The 22,361-nt window shown below is 71.4% G+C and carries 15 protein-coding genes and 2 pseudogenes; 12 read left to right on the top strand and 5 right to left on the bottom strand.

What is annotated here, in order from left to right; all coding sequences use genetic code 11:
• Positions 1 to 28: 28 nt before the first annotated feature.
• The 3 genes from OG858_RS03125 to OG858_RS03115 all read left to right on the top strand — a co-directional run bounded on the left by OG858_RS03125 (position 29) and on the right by OG858_RS03115 (position 4,916).
• Positions 29 to 1,687, top strand: coding sequence for a phytoene desaturase family protein (locus OG858_RS03125; RefSeq protein WP_328545158.1), 1,659 nt, complete (start codon positions 29 to 31; stop codon positions 1,685 to 1,687).
• Between the two features lie 509 nt (positions 1,688 to 2,196).
• Entirely contained in the window at positions 2,197 to 3,309 is a 1,113-nt protein-coding gene (locus OG858_RS03120) for an NAD(P)H-dependent flavin oxidoreductase (RefSeq protein WP_086752896.1), read from the top strand.
• 113 nt (positions 3,310 to 3,422) lie between these two features.
• Complete coding sequence (locus tag OG858_RS03115; protein ID WP_328545364.1) at positions 3,423 to 4,916, top strand: acyl-CoA synthetase; 1,494 nt, start codon at positions 3,423 to 3,425, stop codon at positions 4,914 to 4,916.
• Between the two features lie 205 nt (positions 4,917 to 5,121).
• Here the strand turns inward: OG858_RS03115 and OG858_RS03110 are convergent.
• Together OG858_RS03110 and OG858_RS03105 are read right to left on the bottom strand one after the other, a co-directional pair.
• Positions 5,122 to 5,889: pseudogene (locus OG858_RS03110) on the bottom strand (SAM-dependent methyltransferase); the annotation flags it as partial.
• Positions 5,890 to 5,988: 99 nt separating this feature from the next.
• The gene (locus OG858_RS03105; RefSeq protein ID WP_328545160.1) at positions 5,989 to 8,409 is read right to left on the bottom strand and encodes a penicillin acylase family protein; all 2,421 of its coding nucleotides are present in this window, start codon (positions 8,407 to 8,409) and stop codon (positions 5,989 to 5,991) included.
• A gap of 232 nt (positions 8,410 to 8,641) precedes the next feature.
• Between OG858_RS03105 and OG858_RS03100 the strand changes: the two genes are divergently transcribed.
• Both OG858_RS03100 and OG858_RS03095 read left to right on the top strand, forming a co-directional pair.
• Positions 8,642 to 10,141, top strand: a complete 1,500-nt coding sequence (locus OG858_RS03100; protein WP_319318979.1) for an acyl-CoA synthetase — start codon at positions 8,642 to 8,644, stop codon at positions 10,139 to 10,141.
• A 120-nt stretch (positions 10,142 to 10,261) separates the two neighbouring features.
• Positions 10,262 to 11,175 (top strand): annotated as a pseudogene (locus OG858_RS03095) (alpha/beta fold hydrolase).
• A gap of 325 nt (positions 11,176 to 11,500) precedes the next feature.
• Here OG858_RS03095 and OG858_RS03090 read toward each other — a convergent pair.
• Positions 11,501 to 13,117, bottom strand: coding sequence for an acyl-CoA synthetase (locus OG858_RS03090; protein WP_086752889.1), 1,617 nt, complete (start codon positions 13,115 to 13,117; stop codon positions 11,501 to 11,503).
• Positions 13,118 to 13,327: 210 nt separating this feature from the next.
• Here OG858_RS03090 and OG858_RS03085 point away from each other — a divergent pair, with 210 nt between their 5' ends.
• From OG858_RS03085 to OG858_RS03065, 5 genes are all read left to right on the top strand, one after another.
• Positions 13,328 to 14,128 carry a crotonase/enoyl-CoA hydratase family protein gene (locus OG858_RS03085; protein WP_328545161.1) on the top strand — a complete coding sequence of 267 codons (801 nt, stop codon included), beginning with the start codon at positions 13,328 to 13,330 and terminating at the stop codon, positions 14,126 to 14,128.
• A gap of 118 nt (positions 14,129 to 14,246) precedes the next feature.
• Positions 14,247 to 15,188 carry a Zn-ribbon domain-containing OB-fold protein gene (locus OG858_RS03080; RefSeq protein ID WP_086752885.1) on the top strand — a complete coding sequence of 314 codons (942 nt, stop codon included), beginning with the start codon at positions 14,247 to 14,249 and terminating at the stop codon, positions 15,186 to 15,188.
• Positions 15,185 to 16,261: a thiolase domain-containing protein gene (locus tag OG858_RS03075; protein ID WP_086752884.1), complete on the top strand. Its 1,077-nt coding sequence runs from the start codon at positions 15,185 to 15,187 to the stop codon at positions 16,259 to 16,261. Before OG858_RS03080 ends, OG858_RS03075 begins: the two co-directional genes overlap by 4 nt.
• Entirely contained in the window at positions 16,258 to 17,424 is a 1,167-nt protein-coding gene (locus OG858_RS03070; RefSeq protein WP_086752882.1) for a thiolase domain-containing protein, read from the top strand. The genes OG858_RS03075 and OG858_RS03070 overlap by 4 nt, the downstream gene beginning before the upstream one ends.
• An 82-nt stretch (positions 17,425 to 17,506) precedes the next feature.
• On the top strand, positions 17,507 to 17,752 hold the full coding sequence (locus OG858_RS03065; protein WP_033526253.1) for a DUF397 domain-containing protein: 246 nt from the start codon (positions 17,507 to 17,509) through the stop codon (positions 17,750 to 17,752).
• Positions 17,753 to 17,879: 127 nt separating this feature from the next.
• Here OG858_RS03065 and OG858_RS03060 read toward each other — a convergent pair whose 3' ends face one another.
• The gene (locus OG858_RS03060) at positions 17,880 to 18,800 is read right to left on the bottom strand and encodes a transglutaminase-like domain-containing protein (RefSeq protein WP_319265374.1); all 921 of its coding nucleotides are present in this window, start codon (positions 18,798 to 18,800) and stop codon (positions 17,880 to 17,882) included.
• Between the two features lie 178 nt (positions 18,801 to 18,978).
• On the opposite strand from OG858_RS03060, the gene OG858_RS03055 reads away from it, so the two are divergent.
• The gene (locus OG858_RS03055; protein WP_327743049.1) at positions 18,979 to 19,581 is read left to right on the top strand and encodes a CGNR zinc finger domain-containing protein; all 603 of its coding nucleotides are present in this window, start codon (positions 18,979 to 18,981) and stop codon (positions 19,579 to 19,581) included.
• Positions 19,582 to 19,659: 78 nt separating this feature from the next.
• Positions 19,660 to 20,157: a hypothetical protein gene (locus OG858_RS03050; RefSeq protein WP_037692078.1), complete on the top strand. Its 498-nt coding sequence runs from the start codon at positions 19,660 to 19,662 to the stop codon at positions 20,155 to 20,157.
• 95 nt (positions 20,158 to 20,252) lie between these two features.
• Here OG858_RS03050 and OG858_RS03045 read toward each other — a convergent pair whose 3' ends face one another.
• A complete protein-coding gene (locus OG858_RS03045) occupies positions 20,253 to 22,229 on the bottom strand; it encodes an N-acetylmuramoyl-L-alanine amidase (RefSeq protein ID WP_086749041.1) in 1,977 nt (658 codons plus the stop codon).
• Positions 22,230 to 22,361: the final 132 nt, after the last annotated feature.

Raw genomic sequence — 22,361 nt, 5'->3', positions numbered from 1 at the left:
CCTCGATCAGCGCGTGTTACCAAGAGCCATGCCTGCCACCCCCGCACACCCGGCCCGGCCCGCACACCCGGCCCGGCCCGCACACCCGGCCCAGCCCGGACGCCCGGCCGGACCCCGGCCGCACGACTCGTACGACGCCGTGATCGTCGGCGGCGGCCACAACGGCCTGGTCGCCGCCGCCTACCTCGCTCGCGCGGGGCGTTCCGTACTCGTGCTGGAACGGCTGGACCACACCGGCGGCGCCGCCGTGTCCTCGCGGCCGTTCGCCGGGGTCGACGCCCGGCTGTCCCGGTACTCCTACCTGGTCAGCCTGCTGCCCCGGAAGATCGTGCGGGACCTGGACCTCGACTTCCGCGTCCGCGGCCGCACGATCTCGTCGTACACCCCCGTCGAACGCGACGGCCGGCCCACCGGCCTGCTCGTCGGCGGCGGCGAACGCCGCACCCGTGAGGCGTTCGCGCGGCTGACGGGCTCGGGCCGCGAGTACGAGGCCTGGCAGCGCTTCTACGCGATGACGGGCCGCGTCGCAGAGCGGGTGTTCCCGACGCTCACCGAGCCCCTGCCCACCCGGGGGGACCTGCGCGACCGCATCGACGACGAGGAGGCGTGGCGGATCCTCTTCGAGGAACCGATCGGTGCGGCCGTCGAATCGACGTTCGGCGACGACCTCGTACGCGGTGTCGTTCTCACCGACGCGCTCATCGGCACCTTCGCGGATGCCCACGACCCCTCCCTCCGGCAGAACCGCTGCTTCCTCTATCACGTGATCGGCGGTGGCACGGGCGCCTGGGACGTGCCCGTCGGCGGCATGGGCGCCCTCACGGACGCGCTGGCCACGGCCGCGCGCGCGGCGGGTGCCGTGATCGCCACGGGCCACCTGGCCACCCGGATCGCGACGGACGGACGGTCCGCCGAGATCACCTACCGGACGGCCGGGACGGAGGGCACCGTCGCCGCACGGCACGTCCTGGTGAACGCCTCGCCGCGGGAACTGGCCGCGCTGACCGGCGACGAACCGCCCACCCCCGCCGAGGGCGCCCAGCTCAAGGTGAACATGCTGCTCAAGCGGCTCCCGAGGCTCCGCGACGAGTCCGTCGACCCGCGCGATGCCTTCTCCGGGACGTTCCACATCGCCGAGGGATACGACCAACTGGCCGCCGCCTACGCCCAGGCCGCCTCCGGCGCACTGCCCGAGGCCCCGCCCTCCGAGATCTACTGCCACTCCCTCACCGACCCGACCATCCTCGGCCCGGACCTGGCGGAACAGGGCTACCAGACACTCACCCTGTTCGGCCTGCACACACCCGCGCGGCTGTTCGAGGCCGACAACGACGCCGTACGCGAGGAACTCCTCAAGTCCACCCTCGCCCAACTGGACGCCCACCTCGCCGAACCCCTCGCCGACTGCCTGGCCACCGACGCCGACGGCCGCCCCTGCATCGAGGCCAGGACCCCCCTCGACCTGGAACGCGACCTCGGTCTCCCCGGCGGCAACATCTTCCACCGCGACCTCGCCTGGCCCCACGCCCAGGAAAACACCGGCCGCTGGGGCGTCGAGACCCGCCACGCCAACGTCCTGCTGTGCGGCGCGGGAGCCGTGCGCGGCGGCGGGGTGAGCGGGGTCCCCGGCCACAACGCGGCGATGGCGGTCCTGGAGGGGTCCGGGACGGGTGGCGGTTCGCTGTAGTCCGGTTGCGGCCATTGTCCGGTCGCCGGAACACCCCTGCCAAACAATGCGCCGTGCGCTGAAATCGGTGGTGCGAGCGGCGAGGGGGACCGTTCACGGGGGAAGCGCCCTGCTGATTGCCCGCGATCAGCAGGGCCGCCGCCCGCTCGCAACTCCGCGGTGACCCGGTGCCGCGCCCGGTCCGACCACCCCGTGACCGACCCGGACGGATGCTCCCGCGGGACCGTCCTCGGCCGACGAGGTCGGGAACGCCACCTGCCGACAGGTGGCGCCGACGCGAGCTGCCGCCGCATCGTCCCGGCCGCCGAGCCCCCTGCGCCTCACTCAAGAAGCCACGTCACGCATCCACCCCCTGAGGGGCGCGGGGAACTGCGCGACCAGCCCCCACGGACCCGCACGCGCCATACCGCCTCCCGTGGCACCCCCTCCAGCGCGCCGTCCCCGCCAAATCTGACGGAGCATCAGAAAAACTCTTCCCTCGTCCGGAGGACTACGGCATTCTGCGCACCATGCAGACGGAGCTGAGCAACACACTCGGAGTCCAGTACGCCGTCTTCGGCTTCACGCCGTTCCCCGCGGTCGCGGCAGCCATCAGCAGGGCCGGCGGCTTCGGGGTGCTCGGCGCGGTCCGCTACACGGCCCCCGACGACCTCAAGCGCGACCTCGACTGGATCGAGGCCCATGTCGACGGCAAGCCGTACGGCCTGGACGTCGTCATGCCGGCCAAGAAGGTCGAAGGGGTCACGGAGGCCGACGTCGAGGCGATGATCCCCCCGGCGCACCGGCAGTTCGTCCAGGACACCCTCGCCAAGTACGGCGTGCCCGAGCTGGCCGAGGGCGAGGCCTCCGGCTGGCGCATCACCGGCTGGATGGAACAGGTCGCCCGCAGCCAGCTCGACGTCGCCTTCGACTACCCGATCAGGCTGCTGGCCAACGCGCTCGGCTCCCCACCCGCCGACGTCATCGACCGCGCCCACGAACAGGACGTCCTCGTCGCCGCGCTCGCCGGCAGCGCCCGCCACGCCCGCAAGCACGCCGAGGCGGGCATCGACATCGTCGTGGCCCAGGGCTACGAGGCCGGCGGTCACACCGGCGAGATCGCCTCCATGGTGCTGACCCCCGAAGTCGTCGACGCCGTCGCCCCGTTGCCGGTCCTCGCCGCCGGCGGCATCGGCAGCGGACAGCAGGTGGCGGCCGCCCTCGCGCTCGGCGCCCAGGGCGTCTGGCTCGGTTCGCTCTGGCTGACCACCACCGAGGCCGAACTGCCCTCGCCCCGGCTGATCGAGAAACTGCTCGCCGCCGGCTCCGGCGACACGGTCCGCTCCCGCGCCCTCACCGGCAAACCCGCACGCCAGCTCCGTACCGAATGGACCGACGCCTGGGACGACCCCACCGGACCCGGCACCCTCCCCATGCCCCTCCAGGGGCTGCTCGTCGCCGAGGCGGTCTCCCGCATCCAGAAGTACGAGGTGGACCCGCTGCTCGGTACCCCGGTCGGACAGATCGTCGGCCGGATGAACAGCGAGCGCAGTGTCCAGGCCGTCTTCGACGACCTCACCCGCGGCTTCGAGAAGGCCGTGGACCACATCAACCGGATCGCCGGAAGGAGCGAGGGACAGTGAGCCAAGCCTCCCAAGGCCAAGCCTCCCAAGGCCAAGCCTCCCAAGGCCAAGCCCCCCAAGGCCGGATTCCCCAGGGCTTCTGGGCCCAGGCCACCGCCGACCCCGACCGTACGGTGCTGATCGCCCCCGACGGCGAGGAATGGACCGCGGGACGCCTGCACGCCGAGACCAACCGGCTGGTGCACGGCCTGCGGGCCGCCGGACTCCAACGCGGTGACGCCTTCGCGGTGGTCCTGCCCAACAGTGTGGAGTTCTTCACCGCCTACCTCGCCGCCAGCCAGGCCGGTTTCTACCTCGTACCCGTCAACCACCACCTCGTGGGCCCCGAGATCGCCTGGATCGTCGCCGACTCGGGCGCCAAGGTGCTCGTCGCGCACGAGCGGTTCGCCGAAGCAGCCCGGAACGCGGCCGACGAGGCCAGGCTCCCCGCGAGCCACCGGTACGCGGTCGGGACGGCCGAGGGCTTCCGCCCGTACGCCGAACTCCTCGACGGACAGCCGGAGTCGGCGCCCGGCGAGCGCACCCTCGGCTGGGTCATGAACTACACCTCGGGCACCACCGGCCGTCCCCGGGGCATCCGCCGACCCCTGCCCGGCAAGCTCCCCGAGGAGTCCTACCTCGGCGGCTTCCTCGGCATCTTCGGCATCCGGCCGTTCGGTGACAACGTCCACCTGGTCTGCTCGCCGCTCTACCACACGGCCGTCCTGCAGTTCGCCGGCGCGTCCCTGCACATCGGGCACCAGGTGGTGCTGATGGACAAGTGGACGCCTCAGGAGATGCTCCGCGTCATCGACGCCCACGGCTGCACGCACACCCACATGGTGCCCACCCAGTTCCACCGGCTCCTCGCCCTCCCCGAGGAGACGCGCGCCCGCTACGACGTGTCGTCCATGCGGCACGCCATCCACGGGGCCGCGCCCTGCCCGGACCATGTGAAGCGGGCCATGATCGAGTGGTGGGGCGAGTGCGTCGAGGAGTACTACGCGGCCAGTGAGGGCGGCGGCGCGTTCGCCACCGCCGAGGACTGGCTGAAGAAGCCCGGCACGGTCGGCAAGGCCTGGCCCATCAGCGAACTCGCCGTCTTCGACGACGACGGCAACCGGCTGCCGCCCGGTGAACTGGGCACCGTCTACATGAAGATGAGCACCGGTGGCTTCTCGTACCACAAGGACGAGGGCAAGACGCGGAAGAACCGCATCGGTGACTTCTTCACCGTGGGCGACCTCGGTCTCATCGACGAGGACGGCTATCTCTTCCTCCGCGACCGCAAGATCGACCTGATCATCTCCGGCGGCGTCAACATCTACCCCGCCGAGATCGAAGCCGCCCTCCTCACCCACCCCGCCGTCGCCGACGCCGCCGCCTTCGGCATCCCGCACGACGACTGGGGCGAGGAGGTCAAGGCCGTGGTCGAGCCGGCCCCCGGATTCACGCCGGGGCCGGTGCTCGCCGAGGAGATCCTCGCCCACTGCACGCGCAGGCTCGCCGGGTACAAGCGCCCGAAGAGCGTCGACTTCACCGAGGCGATGCCCCGCGACCCCAACGGCAAGCTCTACAAGCGGCGGCTGCGGGAGCCGTACTGGGAGGGACGGCAGAAAGCCGTCTGAGGACCTGCGTCGCGCGCGGGCCTCACCGCTTGCGCGCGACCCCGCCCACCGCGATCACCTCGCCGGAGCCGCCGGAGCCGCCGGAGCCGCCGGAGCCGCCGGAGCCGCCGGAGCCGCCGGAGCCGCCGGAGCCGCCGGAGCCGCCGGAGCCGCCGGAGCCGCCGGAGCCGCCGGAGCCGCCGGAGCCGCCGGAGCCGCCGGAGCCGCCGGACGCCGTCGGATCCGGCCGCCAGTCGTTCAGCGGCACCACCCCCGGCGCCAACAGCTCCAAGCCGTCGAAGAATCCGGCGAGTTCGGCCGGGCTGCGCAGATGGTAGGGGACCGCACCGCTCTCGTTGTAGCCGCGGGTTGCCTCGGCGTTGGCCTTGTTTGTGTCCACGCTGTCGTTGAACGCGAGGTAACTCCCCGACGGCAGGGCGGCCATCAGAGCGCCGATGATCGAGCGCGCCTCGTCGTAGTCGGCGATGTGCCCGCTGACCTGCATCATCGTCAGCCCGACCGGCTTCGAGAGGTCCAGCGTCCGGGCCGCCTCCCGGAGAACGGTCTCCGGGTCGTGCAGATCGGAGTCGATGTAGTCGGTCGCCCCCTCGGGCGTGCTGGTGAGCAGCGCCCGCGCGTGGGTGAGGACCAGCGGGTCGTTGTCCACGTAGACGACCCGCGCCCGAGGGGCCACCCGCTGGGCGATCTCGTGCGTGTTGTCGGCGGTCGGCAGACCGGTGCCGATGTCCAGGAACTGACGTATGCCCGCCTCGGCGGCGAGGTGGGTCACCGCGCGGCCGAGGAAGGCCCGGGAGTCGCGGGCCAGGTCGGTGATGCCGGGGAACACCGCGCGGAAGGCGTCGCCCGCCGCGTGGTCGACCGGGTAGTTGTCCTTGCCGCCCAGCCAGTAGTTCCAGATACGTGCCGAGTGCGGCACCGTCGTGTCGATCAGGGCGGTCGAATCCGTCACCGGGCGTAACGAGTCCTGCGTCACCGGGCGGCCTCCTCGTAGAAAAGCGGTGATATGCCCATGGCATGGTGCTGACATAGGAATGGTGCCGCCCCGAGCGGGGGCGGCACCACATCCCTCGACTCATTGGCTCACACGGACCACCTTCAGCTTCGGCGAGGACAGGATGTCCTTCTCGCAGAAACGGGACGTCACCCACTTCTCCGCAGAGAACAGCCGCGTCTGGTCCAGGTGGTGCGGCGAGTTCGGGTTGGAGGACTGCGAGTACGTCAGCAGCGTGCGGGCCACCGGGCAGCGGCCGCCGTCCCAGCCCACCGCCTGAATGTGGCTGGAACCCGACGAGACCTCCGGGTAGCCGCCCTCGGCCGGCCGCCAGGGCGACTCGATCTTGTTCCACACGCCCAGCGACTCCGTACCGCCCGGCACCGGGATGTGCCGACCGTTCCGTACGACGAACTGGTGGTCGCCGAGCTTCGCGTCCAGGGCCGTACCGGCCGCCCGCAGTTCCGTCACCGTGTCGGCGAGAGCCGTGGCGAAGCCGGGCGCGTCCGTGTTCAGCGTGTTCGGGGTGTTGACCGGGTCGGCCGCCGAGAAGGGCACCTTCCAGAACTGCCCGCGCGGCACCACCGCGTTCAGCCGCCGCCAGAACCGGTCGAAGAGCAGCGCGCCCTCGCTGTCGGTGTTCGTGGTCCGGTCCCACGCCTTGAACACACCGCACGCCCCCGACACGTCGACGACCTTGCCGTCACTGCCCGTCGCGGTGCCTCCCGGCACCGCGGCACACGCCCGCGCCACGTCCTCGACGGTCAGATCCGCGGCGGGCACCCGGTTCGCGAACTGCTGGCGCTGGAGGTCCCGTACGGTGAGGCCGCCCTTGGCGGCCATCGCCGCCACGTCCTCGATCGCGCCGCGCGTCCGCATAGACCGCTGCGTCCCGAGGTTGCCGAACACCCGCTCGTACCCGGTCAGCGGCCGGTCCGCGTTGGCCAGCCACGCGCTGTCGTTGGAGTTCTCCGCGTACGGCGCGTCCTGCAGCGTCGGCATCTTCGCGGGCCCGAATATTCCCGGGTGCACGGCGTCGGCGTCGCTGCCGAGCGCGCAGTCGGAGCGGGAGCCGTCCAGGATCGCGACGCCCGCCGACGGATACGTGGCCTTGCCCAGCGGCGTCGAGCAGCGGGCGGCGAGGTCGTCGGTGATCCGGGGGAGTGTCTGCGACTGGGTGAACAGGGTGTGCCCGGCGGAGTCCGCGGCCACGGTGTTCACCCAGGGCAGGCCCTGGTGCCGGGCGAGGGACCTGAGGACGTCGGCCGTACCGCCCGCCCTGGCGAAGCCCAGCGAGGTGTCGGTGAAACGGATGTTCGCCGCGTTGGGGTCGTTCAGGGCGTACGCCGTCCCGGCCGTCCAGGGCAGCGGGAGATCGGCACCGAGCGAGGTGACGACCGGGCCGTACCGCGTCCACCACTGGGCGCGGGTGACCGGGGTGCCGTCCTTGACGCCGACGGTCACGGTCCGCTTCGTCATCCGCTCCGGCCTGCCGTCCACGAGATACGTGGTCGGGTCGGCCGGGTCCAGCGTCAGCTGATGGATGTTCATGGGGACGCCGGTCGCCACGGTGTGGCTCCACGCGACCTTCGCATTGAAACCGATCTGGGTGATCGGTGAGCCGAGCAGCGACCCGCCGGAGACGTTCAGCTCGCCGGGGATCGTCTGCTGTGCCTGCCAGAAGCGGCGCCCGCCGGCCCATGGATAGTGCGGGTTGCCCAGCAGCAGACCGCGGCCGTTCGCCGTCGTGTCACCGCCGAAGGCGACCGCGTTCGACCCCATGTCCGCGTTCGCGGCGTCGAACAGCTCGCTCGCGGCGCGGGCGGTGGCCTTCGCGTCCGGGGTGGCGGTTGCCGTGTTCGTGGAGCCGGAGGCGGGCGGCTGCGCTGTGGTGATCGAGTCCACGAGCCGCCCCTCGCCGCCGAGTACGGCGAGGGCGTACGCGCGGGAGAACACGTCGAGTGTCGTGACCGGCCGCACCCAGGCGGCGCCCTTGCAGGCGGGATCGGTGATCCGGTTCTTCTTCAGCCACGCGTTGTAGCCGGCCGCCCAGCCCCGCATCAGGTCCTTGACCGCGCGGCTCGGCCCGAGCGGCTCGGGCCGGTCCAGCAGCCGCTGTACGGTGCCCGCTTCCCGGACGCCCTGGAAGTACAGGTCGCTGGTGAGGTTCCTGGTGGCGGAGGAGAGCGAGAAGTCGGGCGCCGCGTCGGGTCCGAAGTGGCGGGAGCGCTCGCCCTTCACGGTCACGAACCCGTCGGCGAGCACACACACCTGGTCGGCGGCCTGCGCCCAACCGGTGCCGAAGCCGAGGTTCGCATAGTCCTTCGCGACGATGTGCGGAACGCCGTACTCGGTGTAGCGGAGCACGGCGGACAGGCCACCGTGGGACGTGCGGTGCCCACTGTCCCGCGCGTCGTCGGCGGCGGTGGCCGAGGGCAGTACGGCCGAGGCGGTGAGCAGGGCGACGGCGGAGACCACCAACCGTCTCAGGCGGGTGCGCATACAGGCTCCCAACATCGTTGAGGAAAAAGATGGTTGAGCGTGTCGACACGTGTCTGCGTAGTCCATACGGATGATGGATCTTTCCTCAAGGTGACTCACCGATCGATGGTCGAGGTTGAGCGACTTCCCGCCATGTGTGCCGGATTCCGGTGGTGCGGGTGGTGCGCTTGACCTCGCTCGTGCGACGGAACGAGGATCGGGCGTCGGAAACGTGGACGAAGGAGCGGGAATCATGACGGCTGGCCGCAGCGTGACGGTCGACGGGACGTTGCGGCGCAGCGCCCGGCGCACCCCCGCCCGCGTCGCGATCCACTACGGCGAACGGTCCTGGACCTACGCCGAGCTGGACGACGCGGTCTCCCGCGCGGCCCGCGCCCTGCGCGACACCGGACTCGGGCCCGGCGACCGGGTCGCCGCCTACGGCCACAACTCGGACGCCTACCTCATCGCCTTCCTGGCCGCCGCCCGCGCCGGCCTGGTCCACGTCCCCGTCAACCAGAACCTCACCGGCGACGACCTCGCATACCTCCTCGACCAGTCCGGCAGCACGCTCGTCCTCACCGATCCCGACCTGGCCGGGAACCTTCCCGGGGGCACCCGCACCCTGCCGCTGCGCGACGCGGACGACTCGCTCCTCGCGCGGCTCGCCGACACCGAGCCGTACGACGGCGAGGAGCCCCGCGCCGAGGACCTCGTCCAGCTCCTGTACACCTCGGGCACCACCGCGCTCCCCAAGGGCGCGATGATGACGCACCGCGCGCTGGTGCACGAGTACCTCAGCGCGATCGCCGCCCTGGACCTCCAGGCGGGCGACCTGCCCGTGCACTCCCTGCCGCTCTACCACTCCGCGCAGATGCATGTCTTTCTGGTGCCGTATCTCGCGGTCGGCGCCACGAACACGATCCTCGACGCACCCGACGGCGACCGCATCCTCGACCTGGTGGAGGAGGGCCGCGCCGACAGCTTCTTCGCCCCGCCCACGGTGTGGATCGCCCTCGCGGGCCGCCCCGACTTCGACACCCGCGACCTCAGCGGGCTGCGCAAGGCCTACTACGGGGCGTCGATCATGCCGGTGCCCGTCCTCGAACGGCTCAAGGAGCGCCTGCCCAAGCTCGCCTTCCACAACTGCTTCGGGCAGAGCGAGATCGGTCCGCTGTCCATGGTCCTCGGCCCGCACGAGCACAGGGGCCGCATGGACTCCTGCGGACGCCCCGTCATGTTCGTCGAGGCCAAGGTCGTCGACGAGGACGGCGAGGAGGTGCCCGACGGCACTCCCGGCGAGATCGTCTACCAGTCGCAGCAACTCTGCGAGGGCTACTGGGAGAAGCCGGAGGAGACCGCCGATGCCTTCCGCGACGGCTGGTTCCACTCCGGGGACCTCGCCGTGCGCGACGCCCACGGGTTCTTCACCGTCGTCGACCGCGTGAAGGACGTCATCAACTCCGGGGGCGTCATGATCGCCTCCCGCCAGGTCGAGGACGCGCTCTACACCCACGAGGCGGTCGCCGAGGCCGCGGTGATCGGCCTGCCCGACGACCACTGGATCGAGGCCGTCACGGCGGTCGTCGTACGGCGGGCAGAGGCCACGGAGGACGAACTCATCGCCCACGCCCGTGAGAAGCTCCCTCACTTCAAGGCACCGAAGAAGATCCACTTCGTGGACGCGCTGCCGCGCAACGCGAGCGGGAAGATCCTCAAGAGGGAACTGCGGGACCGCTTCGCACAGGCCTGACACCGGCCCGGCCCGGCCGCGCGGCCCGAGCCGGCGCTCGTCGGCGAACGTGGATGCGGTGATGTCGTATGCCGTGAACTCCGTTGCGGCGGACGTCACCCGGCCTCGAAGATCGACGTCATGCCGACCTTCACCGCACCCGAAGGAACCGAACTCGCCTACCACCTGCGCGGCGAGGGCGACCCGCTCGTCGTCCTCCCCGGCGGAGCCATGCGCGCATCCGCCTACCTGGGCGAGCTGGGCGGACTGACCGCCCACCGGCGCCTGGTGCTGCTCGACCTGCGCGGCACGGGCGACTCCGCGATCCCCGCCGATCCGGCGACGTACCGATGCGACCGGCAGGTCGACGACGTGGAGGCGCTCCGCGGCCACCTGGGCCTGGACCGCGTGGACCTGCTCGCCCACTCGGCCGGCCGCAACCCGGCCATGCTCTACTCGGCCCGGTACCCCCAGCGGGTCTCCCGCCTGGTGCGCTGATCACCGCCACCCCCTGGGTGGTGGGCCTGCCGGTGACCGTCGAGGACCGCCTCGCCGCCGCCCGCCTGCGCGAGGACGAGCCGTGGTTCGTCGAGGCGTACCCGGCCTTCGAGGCGGCCTGGACCGGGCGAGGCCCCTTCGACGATGGCCATGATGCCGTTCTCCTACGGCCGCTGGGACGACACCGCCCGCGCCCACGTGGCCGCCGACGAAAGGCACACGAACGACGAGGCGTCCGCCGTCTACGGCTCGGCGGGCGCCTACGACCCCGAGACCACCCGAGCCGCCCTGGCCGCGCTGACGGCCCGGTACTCGTCCACACGGGCGAATTCGACACAGGCCCGCCTCCGGAACTCGCCCGACGCGTGGTCGGCCTCTTCCCCGCGGCGGAGTTCTCGGTCCAGCCCGGAGGCGGCCACTTCCCTTGGCTCGACGACCCGGAGTGGTTCGTACGGCGGGTCATGGCCTTCCTCACGGTGAGCAGTCAGTGGCGGAGCGGACCTGACGCATGCTGCTGGAGAGCCACCCCGAGGCGCGCTGAGGTGATCCCGAGCTGATCGAAGCGGCGTACGTCGAGCCACGGCTCTGTCCACTCGTTCCCCGGCCACGGCTGCCTCTCCTTTCACCGCAGCACGGACCCCCCTGAGCGGCGACCTGCCTTTCATCGTCGGCGGCACGGCAACCCACACGGCCTACGCCGCCGGGCATGCCCAAGAGCTGGGCGAGACGCGGATCGTGCAGGAGGCCGCCGCACTGGTCGTGGCCCATTTCCGGACGACTGCGGGCCGGCCGTGGAGGGACCGCGGCCGGAGGCGGGCAGCGGCTCCCGGTAGCCGGGGCGGGCCCCTGACTCGCGGACTCCTCTCGTGGAGCCCGGCGCTCTCAGCCGTCCGCCGCCGCCACCGACCGTGCCCAGCGGTAGTCCGCCTTGCCGCTGGGGGAGCGCTGGATGGTGTCCGTGAGGACCAGCTGGCGGGGGATCTTGTAGCCGGCCAGGCGGGTACGGCAGTGGGTCTGGATGTCCTCCAGGGACGGCCGGGCGGCCCCCGCGCGCAGCTGCACCACGGCGGCGACATGGTTGCCCCAGCGGGCGTCCGGCACCCCGGCGACCAGCGCGTCGTACACGTCGGGGTGGGCCTTGAGGGCCTGTTCGACCTCCTCCGGGTACACCTTCTCGCCGCCGGTGTTGATGCACTGCGAGCCCCGGCCGAGGACCGTGACGACACCCTCCTCGTCGACGGTCGCCATGTCGCCGAGGAGCACCCAGCGCTCGCCGTCCCGCTCGAAGAAGGTCTCGGCGGTCTTTTTCGGGTCGTTGTAGTAGCCGAGGGGGACATGACCGCGCTGGGCGACCCGGCCCGGCACACCGACCGGCACGGGTTCGTACGTCGCCGGGTCCACGACCCGTGTACCGGAGTGGACGCGGATACGGAAACCGTCGCCCGCGCCCGAGTCCGCCGTCGCCGTCCCGTTGAAGCCGGACTCCGACGAACCGAAGTTGTTCAGCACCATCGCGTTCGGCACCAGGGCCTGGAACTGCTGCCGGACCGTCTCCGACATGATCGCTCCGGAGGACGACACGCTGAACAGGGACGAGCAGTCCGTGTCCCTCATCGGGCCGTTGAGCGCGTCGATGAGCGGCCGCAGCATCGCGTCGCCGACCAGCGACACACTGGTGACCTTCTCCTTCTCGATCGTCCGCAGGGCCTCCTCGGGCACGAACTTGCGGTGGATCACCACACGCTGGCCGAAGTTGAACCCGATGAACGCGGTGAGCGTGGACGTGCCGTGCATCAGCGGCGCCGTCGGGAAGAACGTGATCCCGTCACCACCGGCCGCGACCCGCTCGGCCAGCTCCTCCGGCGACTTCACCGGCTCCCCGGTGGGCGCGCCACCGCCCAACCCCGAGAAGAAGAGGTCCTCCTGACGCCACATCACCCCCTTGGGCATGCCCGTCGTACCGCCGGTGTAGATGATGAACTGGTCGTCGCCCGAGCGTGCCGGGAAACCCCGCTCGGCTGACGCGGTCCCCACCGCCTCGGCGAAGTTGACGGCGTCGAGTGCGGGCGCGTCCGGCGCGGGGGTCCCCACCCGCACCAGATGCCGCAGCTTCTCCGTCCGCGGCAGCGCGGCCGCCACCCGCCCGGTGAACTCCGAGTCGAAGACCAGACCGGCCAGATCCGCGTCCCGATAGAGGTAGACCAACTCATCTTCCACATAGCGGTAGTTGACGTTGACCGGCACGATCCGTGCCTTGAGGCAGCCGAGCGCGGTCTGCAGATACTCGATGCCGTTGTAGAGATGCAGCCCCACATGCTCACCGGGCGCTATCCCGCTGTCGAGCAGATGATGTCCGACACGGTTGGCCGCCGCGTCCAGCTCCGCGTACGTCAGCCGGTGTTCCGCGCCCGTACCGGGGACGTCGAGATACGCGAGCGCCGCCCGTTCGGGCACCACGTCGACGACCGACTCGAACAGGTCGGCAAGGTTGTACTCCACCGCGCTCCTCCTGACCCCGGACGTGCCCGACGCGTGCAGTAAAGGTCGGTTCGCCGGTCATCAGAGCAAAGGGCGCCGTGACTGTGAAGGGTTCGCGCACAAGAAATCTGACTGTGTGTCAGAAAACCCTTGTACTGACTCCGCGCCTCCTGCAACCTGTTCTCGTTCCGGAGACGGAACCCGTGCTCGCTCTGCCGGACGGAGGAAGCGATGGGTGGTACGGAACACCTGACCGTGCGGCGCGAAGGCGCCACACTGGTGCTCACGCTCAACAGGCCCGAGGCCAAGAACGCGCTGTCGCTGCCGATGCTCGTCGGCCTGTACGACGGCTGGGTCGAGGCCGACGAGGACGAGGCGATCCGCTCGATCGTCCTCACGGGAGCCGGCGGTGCCTTCTGCGCCGGCATGGACCTCAAGGCCCTCGCGGGCAAGGGCATGGAGGGGCAGCAGTACCGGGACCGGCTCAAGGCCGACCCCGATCTGCACTGGAAGGCGATGCTCCGCCACCACCGGCCGCGCAAGCCGGTGATCGCCGCGGTCGAGGGGTACTGCGTCGCGGGTGGCACGGAGATTCTCCAGGGCACCGACATCCGGGTCGCGGGCGAATCCGCGACCTTCGGCCTCTTCGAGGTCAAGCGTGGGCTCTTCCCGATCGGCGGCTCCACGGTCCGCCTCCAGCGGCAGATTCCGCGCACCCACGCGTTGGAGATGCTGCTTACCGGGCGGCCGTACAGCGCGCGGGAGGCCGCCGGGATCGGGCTGATCGGGCATGTCGTGCCTGACGGCGCGGCCCTGACCAAGGCTTTGGAGATCGCTGAGCAGGTCAACGCGTGTGGGCCGTTGGCCGTGGAGGCGGTCAAGGCGTCCGTGTACGAGACGGCCGAGATGACCGAAGCGGAGGGGCTGGCCGCCGAGCTGAAGCGGGGCTGGCCTGTTTTCGACACCGATGACGCCAGGGAAGGGGCTCGGGCGTTCGCAGAGAAACGGCCCCCTGTCTACAAGCGGGCGTAGGTGTTGCGCTCGGCGCTGTTGTGTTGTGGCTGGGTTGGTCGTGGCTGGTCGCCCAGTTCCCCGCGCCCCTGAAAAGCGGGGCGTGTCCGTGCCCCTCTGCTGAAGGAGGCAACCTTCGATGTCGGCAATCCTCAAAGCACCCCTCACCGTGGAGTTCCCGTTCACCCGGTCCCTGGGGCCCGTTCAGGGCGCCTTCCTCACCGGGCTTCGTGAGCGGGTCGTCCTCGGTGTGCGCACCGGCGACGGCAGGGTGCTGGTCCCGCCCGTCGAGTACGACCCCGTCACGGCCGAGGAGATCCGCGATCTGGTCGAGGTCGCGTCGACCGGCACCGTGACCACCTGGGCCTGGAACCACGACCCGCGCCGTGACCAGCCCCTCGACACCCCCTTCGCCTGGGTGCTGGTGCGGCTCGACGGGGCCGACACCGCGCTCCTGCACGCCCTGGACGTGCCGGGTCCCGAAGCCGTACGCACCGGCATGCGCGTCCGCGTCCGCTGGGCCGAGGAACGGTCCGGCGCCATCACGGACATCGCCTGCTTCGAGCCGCACGACGGGGACGCGGTGGAACCGGCGGGTCACAGCGGCGAGTTCGACGACCCGGTCACCGGCATCGTCGCCCCCGCCCGCCTCGACTACACCTACTCGCCCGGCCGAGCCCAGACCGGTTACATCAACGCCCTGGGCGGCCGCCGCACCGTCGGTGAACGCTGCCCCTCCTGCCGGAAGGTGTACGTCCCGCCGAGGGGTGCCTGTCCGACCTGCGGGGTGGCCACGGCCGAACAGGTGGAGGTCGGGCCGGGGGGGACGGTCACCACGTTCTGCATAGTCAACATCAAGGCGAAGAACCTGGACATCGAAGTCCCGTACGTCTACGCCCACATCGCCCTCGACGGCGCCGGGCTCGCCCTGCACGGCCGTATCGCCGGCATCCCCTACGACCAGGTGCGCATGGGGCTGCGCGTGGAGCCGGTGTGGACGGAAGGGGCCCGCTACCCCGACCACTACCGGCCCACCGGCGAACCCGACGCGGACTACGACACGTTCAAGGAGACGCTATGACGCGCGAGGCGCCACGAGCCGCAGGCGTACGTGACATCGCCGTAGTCGCCTTCGCCCAGACCGACCACCGGCGCACCAGCGACGACGTCTCCGAGGTGGAGATGCTCATGCCGGTGCTCCACGCGGTCATGGAGAGCACCGGGCTCAGGACCGCCGACATCGACTTCACCTGCTCCGGCTCCAGCGACTACCTCGCCGGCCGTGCCTTCTCCTTCACCCTCGCCCTCGACGGTGTGGGCGCCTGGCCGCCGATCTCCGAGTCGCACGTCGAGATGGACGGGGCATGGGCGCTGTACGAGGCCTGGGTGAAACTGCAGACGGGGGACGCCGACACCGCGCTCGTCTACTCGTACGGCAAGTCCTCACCCGGCTCCGTACGGGACGTCCTCACCCGGCAACTGGACCCCTACTACGTGGCCCCCCTGTGGCCCGACTCCGTCGCCCTCGCCGCCCTCCAGGCCCAGGCGCTCATCGACGCGGGCACCACGGACGAACCGGCGCTGGCGGCCGTCGGGGCGCGCAGCCGCGCGGACGCCACCGCCAACTCCCACGCCCAGCTGCGGGGTCCGGTGCCGCAGGGGGAGTACCTCGTTCGGCCGCTCCGCACCGGGGACTGTCCGCCCATCGGCGACGGGGCCGCCGCCGTGATCCTCGCGGCGGGGGAGCGGGCCCGTGACCTGTGCGAGCGGCCCGCCTGGATCCGGGGCATCGACCACCGCATCGAGGCGCACGGCATCGGCGTACGCGATCTGACCGACTCGCCGTCCACCCGCCTGGCGGCCGAGCGGGCCGGCGTGTACGAACGGCCCGTGGACACAGCCGAGTTGCACGCGCCGTTCAGCTCGCAGGAGGTGATCCTGCGCGAGGTGCTGGGACTCGACGACCGTGTGCGTGTCAATCCGTCGGGCGGCGCCCTGGCAGCCAACCCGATCATGGCCGCCGGGCTCGTCCGGATCGGCGAGGCCGCCGCCCGCATCCATCGGGGCGAGTCCGACCGGGCACTGGCCCACGCCACGTCCGGCCCCTGTCTGCAGCAGAACCTGGTCGCCGTACTCGAAGGGGATCCCCGATGAGCAAGGAGCCCGTGGCCGTCGTAGGCGTCGGCCAGACCAAGCACGTGGCGGCCCGCCGGGACGTGTCGATCGCCGGGCTCGTTCGCGAGGCCGCCCGACGGGCCCTCGACGACGCCGAGTTGACGTGGGCCGACATCGAGGCCGTCGTCATCGGCAAGGCGCCCGACTTCTTCGAGGGCGTCATGATGCCCGAGCTGTACCTCGCCGACGCGCTCGGCGCCGTCGGCAAGCCCATGATGCGGGTGCACACGGCGGGCTCGGTCGGCGGATCGACCGCGCTGGTCGCCGCGAGCCTGGTCGCCGCCCGCGTCCACGGCACGGTGCTGACCCTCGCCTTCGAGAAGCAGTCCGAGTCGAACGCCATGTGGGGCCTGTCCCTGCCGATCCCGTTCCAGCAGCCGCTGCTGGCCGGCGCCGGAGGCTTCTTCGCCCCGCACGTGCGGGCGTACATGCGGCGCAGCGGCGCCCCCGACACGGTCGGTTCCCTGGTGGCGTACAAGAACCGCCGCAACGCGCTGAAGAACCCGTACGCCCATCTCCACGAGCACGACATCACGCTGGAGAAGGTCCAGGCCTCACCCATGCTGTGGGACCCGATCCGTTACTCGGAGACCTGCCCGTCCTCCGACGGGGCCGTCGCGATGGTCCTCACCGACCGGGCGGGGGCCGCCCGGTCGCCCCGGCCCGCCGCGTGGATGCACGGCGGCGCCATGCGCAGCGAGCCGACGCTCTTCGCGGGGAAGGACAGTGTGTCGCCGCGCGCGGGACGGGACTGCGCGGCGGACGTGTACCGGCAGGCGGGCATCGCGGATCCGCGCCGGGAGATCGACGCGGTGGAGATGTACGTGCCGTTCTCCTGGTACGAGCCGATGTGGCTGGAGAACCTCGGCTTCGCCGCGGAGGGAGAGGGCTGGAAGCTCACCGAGTCCGGTGTCACCGAGCTGGACGGAGATCTTCCGGTCGACATGTCCGGCGGGGTCCTGTCCACCAATCCCATCGGCGCCTCCGGCATGATCCGCTTCGCGGAGGCGGCGCTGCAGGTGCGGGGCCTCGCGGGAGAACACCAGGTGGAGGGCGCCCGCCGCGTGCTCGGGCACGCCTACGGCGGCGGATCGCAGTTCTTCTCGATGTGGCTGGTGGGCGCGGAGCCGCCCACCTCGTGAACCTCCCCCTCACGTGGCCTGTCGGCGGTGGGGGTCGATCGCTAGTCTGGCGGGCGGACGACGAACCGGGAGGAGCACGGACGTGGCCGAGACCACCATGCAGCAGCGATCCCTCGACGGCTGGCACAAACCGGCGGAACTGGACCTGAGCAACGCGGACTGGCGGTCGAGCAGCCAGGGGCGCGGAGATGTCCAGATCGCCTTTGTCGAGGGTTTCATCGCCATGCGCAACAGCGGCAGCCCCGAGAGCCCCTCGCTGATCTTCACCCCCGCCGAATGGGGCGCCTTCGTGTCGGGGGCCCGCGAGGGCGAGTTCGACCTGACCTGAGGGGGCCGTACACGGGGTGTCGGTGGGCGGCCGGAGACCGGCGGCGCCCACCGACAGAGAGGGGGTGAGAGAGTTCGGGGGTCCGGAGCGACCGAACCGGGCCCGGTACTGTCCGGCGGTGGACCGGTCAGCGGAGGGTGACCTCGCGCGGACCGTTGTACGGCGCCAGCGACAGCACGGTCCGCGGTGTCCGCAGCCCCTCGTGCCCCGCGAACAGCTCACGCGCCGCGCCGAAGTCCACCTCGTCGCCCACCACCGGCGCGACCTCGTCGTACAGCTCGCGGACCGGGTCCACGAGCTCCTGGCCGGCCTCGGTCTCGGTGCCCCAGATGTCCCACAGCAGCGTCTCGACCTTGTTGAGGTCCGCGAGATCGAGCCGGACGTTCCCGGCCACGAACCACTCCCCGTGCAGCGGCCCTTCCTCCGGCGGGTGCAGGCCGAACGACCGGGGGTCCGCCCCGTCCTCCCGAATGGCTCGCCATGCCTTGCCCGCGACGAGGAATCGGTCGCGCGGTACGTCCATCGGGTCGAAGTCGATGCTCCAGGCGTCGACGATCAGCGGGTCCGTCAACTGCGCGTCGGCGAGCAGCCAGCCCCGGGCCGGGTCCCAGTACTCGGTGACCACGTGGTCGCCGTGGAAACCGTTGTCGCCGAAATAGGTGGCGAAGCCCGACCGCAGCCGGGCGGGCACTCCGGTATGGCGCAGGAGCGAGCAGTGCAGGAGTGAGAAGTCGCGGCACACCCCGACGAACCGGTCCTCGGGCTCGCGGCGGTGCGACAGGGGCGCGTCGTTCCGCTCGACGACGATCCGCAGGATGTCGTCGAGGTAGCGCGTCTCGGCGTCGTTGTGCAGCCGCTCCCGAGGGGTGGCGTAACCGAACGTCTCACCCTCGCCCCGATGAATCATCAGATCCCGTGCCACACGGGCGAGTCGAGCGGGATCGCGCGGGAGATCGGCGTAGAGCGGGGCGAGGTCGTTCGGGTCGGTGAACGCGCTCTGCGCGGTGTAGAAGGCGGCGACATCCGGTGCGAGGTGCACGGGTGGCATGGCTGGACCCCCAGAATGAATCGGCCACGTGTTCGATTTACGGGCAGCTTCGCCTCACCGTGCCAAAATTCACCCCCAATTGTCCAGAATTCCTACGGGAATGCGAGTGCCCGGAATTCCCTGCCCGCATCGCTCCCGGCTCGATTTAATGGATGACAGCTCGCCTATCATTAGCGGCATGGAGTACTCGATCAGTACGGACGCACGGCTCGCCCTGGATCTCGCCCTGACCGTCCGCCACGACGGCGACGGCGGTGTCACCGACGACCTGACCGACCCCATGGGGCTCGCCACCTGGATCCGGGCGCACGCGGACTTCCTGCCGGCCGTCGACGGGCCGGCCGCCGACGAGGCCGCGCTCACCGCCGTACGCGATCTGCGCGGAGCCGTCCGGGCCCTGTTCGCCCGCGCCGTCAGCCCCGGCGAGCCCAGCCCGGCCGACGCCGCCCGGCTGCTGCCCGTCCCCGAGGCCCTGGCGCGCCTCAACGAGGCCGCCGCCCTCGCCCCGACCGTCCCGGTGCTCACCTGGGGCCCCGGCGCCGAACCCGTCGTACGCCACGAACCCGCCACCGGCGAGGACCCGCTCACCGCGGCGCTCGCCCGCGCCGCCCTCGCCTTCCTCGCGAGCCCCGAACGGCAGCGGCTGCGCGCCTGCCACGCACCGCGCTGCGTGCGCTACTTCCTCAAGGAGCACCCCCGCCAGGAATGGTGCAGGCCGTCCTGCGGCAACCGCGCCCGCGTCGCCCGCCACCACGAACGGCACAAGAGGAGGGCGAGCTGACATCCGCCCCGAAGAAGGCCCCCTGCCCCCGCGGCTCCCTCGGCCCCACCGCCGGACGGCACGCCGTACCATTGCGGCATGTCCTTCCTCCGCCGCCGCAGCGCCACTCCTGCCGGTCCCGACTTCGACGTACTGGCCATGGACCCGGGCGACTGGCCGGGCAATCTCGGCGCCGGCCTGCTGCCCGCCCCCGACGGCAGCTGCCAGGGCGTCTTCCTGCGCTACGACCTCTACGGCGGCCGTGGCCCCGCGATGATCATCGGCAACCTCCCGGAGGGCTCCCCGGCGCGCGAGGTGTCCGACGGCGAGATCCCCTTCGAGGTGGCCCAGCTGCTGATCGCGCTGGAGAACGAGGAGGACATCACCGTCGTCGGTTCCGAGGACATGCCAGTGATGCAGGGCGACAACCTCCTGATCGTCCGCCGCCTCAAGCTCTCCGAGTCCCGGATCTCCTGCGTCCAGTTCGACCGCAGCGACAACGTCCTGGTGACCATCGCCGCCTGGGACCGCCCCATCACCGACGACCTGTACGCGCTGCTCAAGCCGCTCCCGGCGGAGCTGTTCCAGCAGGGCTGAGCGCGCAAGAGGACGAACAAGAAGACGAAGACGAAAGGGCCGGGCTCACGCCCGGCCCTTCTTCGTTCCCGGGGCGTCCCGGGGCGGCGCCGTCCTCACGCGGCCGGCAGCACCCGCACGTCCGCAGCCCGCACGAACGCCACCCGGTGCCCGAACTGGATCTCGTGGTACAGATCCTCACCGACCACGACCCGGTGTCCGCTCGTGTCGAAGGAGACGGCGTAGTAGTACTCGCCGGGCACCCGGCCGCCGGTCACGTACTTCTGGTCCTTGAGGAGCTTGTACGGCCACGGGGACACCGCCTGTGCGGGCACACCCGCCGGGTACGCCGCCGCCTCCGGGTAGGCGCGCCCGTACACCGGGATGTCCGCCAGGCCCTCCCGGGGCGTCACGACCAGTCCGGCCGCACCGACCGCCGTCGGCTTCCCCTTAGGGTTCTGGAACCAGGCCTTCTGCCCCAGGTACCAGATCGCCGTCCAGTCGCCCTGCCGCTCGGCGACCGCGTACTGCTGCCCGGTGGAGACCCGTGAACCGAGGTCGTTCACCCCGATCGTCGAGACGCTGCCGTCCGGCCGCAGCCCGATGTCCTTGATCAGGGGCGAGGTCACATCCGGCCGGCTGTACAGCCGTACGGCGCTGGAGCCGTGCACCGCGCAGCGCGCACCGCCGGTCGCGCAACCGGTGAACTCGGGCCGGTTGTCGGCGTAGTCCGGCAGGATCGTGACCATGGCGCTGTTCTCGCCGGACGTCGCGCCCAACGGCTCGCCCAGCAGCTCGAAGTAGTGCCGCCAGTCCCAGTACGGGCCCGGGTCGGTGTGCATCCCCGGAATCGTCGCCGTCGTCGGGCCGGGCACGGTGTCATGGCCGAGGATGTGCTGCCGGTCCAGTGGGATGCCGTGCTTGTCGGAGAGGTACTTCACCAGCCGCGCCGACGCCCGGTACATCGCCTCGGTGTACCAGGCGTCCGGCGAGGCGAGGAAGCCCTCGTGCTCCAGGCCGATCGACCCCGCGTTGACATACCAGTTGCCGGCGTGCCAGGCCACGTCCTTGGCCTTGATGTGCTGGGCGATGTGCCCGTCCGTGGAGCGCAGCGAATACTGCCACGACACATACGTCGGGTCCTGGACCAGTTCGAGAGTGGTGTCCCAGTAGCCCTCGGTGTCGTGGACGACGATGTACCGGATGGGCTGCGAGTTCGGCCGGTCGGCGAGGTCGTGGTTGCCGTAGTCGTTGTCGCCGAACTCCTCGTAGGGCGCCGGGATCCACTCGCACGACACCGTTGTCGGGCACTCCGTGGCGCCCGCGGCCGCCGGGCGCAGCCCCGCCCGGGACAACTGCCCGGTGCCGGGGTCCAGGTCCGGCTCGGCGGTGAGTGTCACCCGCTGGCCGGCATCCGTGACGCGCCGGGCGCCGTCGCGGATCACCGCGAACACGTCGTTCGCGTACGCCTCGGCGGTCGCCCGGTCGTCGGCGCCCGAGAAACGCGCCACCGCCCCGTACCAGTCGGCCGGATCGGCACTCGGCCGCGCGCCGAGCTCCCGCTGCGCGGCGGCGAGCAGCGCGGCACCGCCCGCGACATTGGCCTCCGAGTCCGTACGGAGGGTCTCCTCGGGCAGCCCCGTCAGCTCGGCCGCTCTCGTCAACGTCCTTAGCCTGGAAGGGAGTTCGGCGGCCTTGGGCAGGTCCGCCTCGGCCACCAGCGGCGCCCGGGAGTCGTCGCCGCGCGCGTCCTCCGTGCCCTCGCTGTGGTGCGGGGCATCGGCCAGAGCCGTGCGCGCGTCGGTGAGGTGCATGGGGCCGTAGCCGCCGGTGACACTCGGCGCGCCGCCGTGGGCGTCCCAGCGGGACTGGAGATACGAGACGCCGAGCAGGACGTCGCGCGGTACGCCGTACTCGGCGGCCGCGGCTGCGAAGGCGCCCTGCAGACGAGCCGAGGCAGACGACGGCCGGCTGTCGGGCGGAGCCGCGCCCAGCAGGGGCAGCAGCAGGACCGCGGGGGCTGCGGCGAACGCCGTTCTGCGCGTACGTCCGAGGTGCGGGGTGGGTCTGCGGTCGGTGGGGGATCCTCGCAAGGCGGCCTCCTGGCACGGTGGGGCGTTGGCGGGGCATGCGGGACCGAACGGCACCAGTGCTATCGGTCGGCCGACGATCCGTCAATCATGCCTTCAGGAGGCTGGTTACCCGGTGATTGCCGGGTCCGGCCG

The organism is Streptomyces europaeiscabiei (assembly GCF_036346855.1).
In the GTDB taxonomy this organism is placed as follows: Bacteria; Actinomycetota; Actinomycetes; order Streptomycetales; family Streptomycetaceae; genus Streptomyces; species Streptomyces europaeiscabiei.
This window is presented reverse-complemented; position numbering and strand designations above follow the sequence as displayed.

Excerpts from the sequence above, each read along its gene's own strand:
- OG858_RS03125 (WP_328545158.1), top strand. The coding sequence starts at position 29 with ATGCCTGCCACCCCCGCACACCCGGCCCGGCCCGCACACCCGGCCCGG.
- OG858_RS03120 (WP_086752896.1), top strand. The coding sequence starts at position 2,197 with ATGCAGACGGAGCTGAGCAACACACTCGGAGTCCAGTACGCCGTCTTC.
- OG858_RS03105 (WP_328545160.1), bottom strand. The coding sequence starts at position 8,409 with ATGCGCACCCGCCTGAGACGGTTGGTGGTCTCCGCCGTCGCCCTGCTC.
- OG858_RS03100 (WP_319318979.1), top strand. The coding sequence starts at position 8,642 with ATGACGGCTGGCCGCAGCGTGACGGTCGACGGGACGTTGCGGCGCAGC.
- OG858_RS03085 (WP_328545161.1), top strand. The coding sequence starts at position 13,328 with ATGGGTGGTACGGAACACCTGACCGTGCGGCGCGAAGGCGCCACACTG.
- OG858_RS03080 (WP_086752885.1), top strand. The coding sequence starts at position 14,247 with ATGTCGGCAATCCTCAAAGCACCCCTCACCGTGGAGTTCCCGTTCACC.
- OG858_RS03075 (WP_086752884.1), top strand. The coding sequence starts at position 15,185 with ATGACGCGCGAGGCGCCACGAGCCGCAGGCGTACGTGACATCGCCGTA.
- OG858_RS03070 (WP_086752882.1), top strand. The coding sequence starts at position 16,258 with ATGAGCAAGGAGCCCGTGGCCGTCGTAGGCGTCGGCCAGACCAAGCAC.
- OG858_RS03060 (WP_319265374.1), bottom strand. The coding sequence starts at position 18,800 with ATGCCACCCGTGCACCTCGCACCGGATGTCGCCGCCTTCTACACCGCG.
- OG858_RS03055 (WP_327743049.1), top strand. The coding sequence starts at position 18,979 with ATGGAGTACTCGATCAGTACGGACGCACGGCTCGCCCTGGATCTCGCC.
- OG858_RS03050 (WP_037692078.1), top strand. The coding sequence starts at position 19,660 with ATGTCCTTCCTCCGCCGCCGCAGCGCCACTCCTGCCGGTCCCGACTTC.